The organism is Aeromonas media, assembly GCF_000819985.1.
Taxonomy (GTDB): Bacteria; Pseudomonadota; Gammaproteobacteria; order Enterobacterales; family Aeromonadaceae; genus Aeromonas; species Aeromonas media.
The window spans coordinates 1-1,668 of record NZ_CDBZ01000005.1 but is presented as its reverse complement, the minus strand read 5'-3'; the positions used below and the strand labels follow the sequence as shown (position 1 = coordinate 1,668).

General features: G+C 57.9%; 2 protein-coding genes. Both read left to right on the top strand.

Going from position 1 to position 1,668, the window contains the following annotated elements:
* A partial coding sequence (gene tnpB, locus BN1127_RS22295) for an IS66 family insertion sequence element accessory protein TnpB (protein ID WP_082029903.1) occupies window positions 1-279 on the top strand: 279 nt, incomplete at its 5' end.
* 48 nt (window positions 280-327) lie between these two features.
* Window positions 328-1,668 (top strand): IS66 family transposase (gene tnpC, locus BN1127_RS00270; RefSeq protein WP_042648092.1); only part of this gene is annotated, 1,341 nt, incomplete at its 3' end.

The following is a 1,668-nucleotide window of genomic DNA, read 5'->3' as shown; positions in this document are numbered from 1 at the left end:
GGCCTGGCGGCGCTGGTCGAGCAGCAACTGGGGCACAACCCGTTCACCGGTGCCCTCTATGCCTTTACCAATCGCCGCCGCAACAAGATCAAGTGTCTGATGTGGGAGGACAACGGCTTTGTGCTCTATTACAAGGCGCTGGCCGAGGAGAAATTCAAGTGGCCATCGTCTGCCGATGAGCTACTCTCCCTCTCTTCCGAGCAGATAAACTGGTTGCTCGATGGCTACGATATCTCCTTGATGCAGGGCCATAAAACACTGCATTATGAGACGCTTTAATACCGCCAACCTCGTGCTTTACCGCCTTGTTTTTGTTATAATTTCCTCATGAAAATGACGCCGAAAAACCTCACCCCATCACCTGAACTCAGTGGCCTTAGCGCCGCTGAGTTGTTGGCGGTTATTGCGGGTTTTCAGCAACAGTTGGCGTTAAAAGAAGAGGCTATCCAGCGGCGTGACGCCCATATCCTGTTACTCGAAGAGCTGCTGCGTCTGCGCAGGATCCAGCGCTTTGCCGCCAGCAGCGAGAAACTCCATCAGCTCCAGCTCTTTGATGAGGCAGAGCTGGAAGCGGACATGGACGCCCTGCTGGCCCAGTTACCCGATGACCTGCCGCAAACTGCCGAAGCAAAGGCCAAGCCGCGTCAACGTGGCTTCTCCGCCTCACTGCTGCGCGAGCGCATCGAACTCACCCTCAGCGATGAGCAGAAAGCCGGGGCCAGCAAGGTGTTCTTTACCAAGGTCAAAGAGGAGTTGCAGTTCATTCCGGCTCAACTCAAGGTGCTGGAGATCTGGCAAGAGAAGGCGGTGTTCGAGCGTGATGGCGAAGAGGTGATCCTCGCGGCCAACCGCCCCGTACACCCGCTGGGCAAATGTATCGCCACGCCGTCATTGCTGGGCTACATCATTACCTCTAAGTATGCCGATGGCCTGCCACTGTACCGTCTGGAGCAGATGTTCAAGCGCCTGGGGCAGGAGGTGAGCCGCACCAGCATGGCCCACTGGATCATCCGGCTGGATGAGGTGTTCCAGCCATTGATGAACCTGCTGCGCGAGGAGCAGAACCACGCGACGTACCTGCAAGCCGACGAGACGCGGATCCAGGTGCTCAAAGAGGAGGGCAAAACTGCGCAATCGGACAAATGGATGTGGGTGACCCGCGGTGGTCCGCCGGGCCGCCCCTCTGTGCTATTTGAATATGATCCGTCGCGCGCCGGAAGTGTTCCTGTGCGCCTGCTGGACGGTTTTAGCGGCGTACTGCAAGCCGATGGCTATTCTGGCTATAGCCAGGTGTGCAAACAGAGCGGTCTCACCCGGATTGGCTGCTGGGATCATGCGCGGCGCAAATTCATCGAAGCGACCCAGGCCACGCCGTCCGTTGCGAAGGGCAAGAGCAAGCCCGGTGCCAGCAAGGCCGATGTAGCCCTGGGGTACATAAGTAAACTCTATGCCATCGAGCGGGAGCAGAAGGAGCGCAGTGATGCCGAACGCTATCAGGCACGGCAGACGCGTAGCATGCCGCTGTTGGCGGAGTTCAAAACCTGGCTGGACAATAACGTCGGCAAGGTGATGAAAGGCTCGCTGACGAGAAAGGCGATGGAATACACGCTGGGGCAGTGGCCCTATCTGGTCGGCTACTGCGAGCGGGGTGATCTGCACATCAGCAAT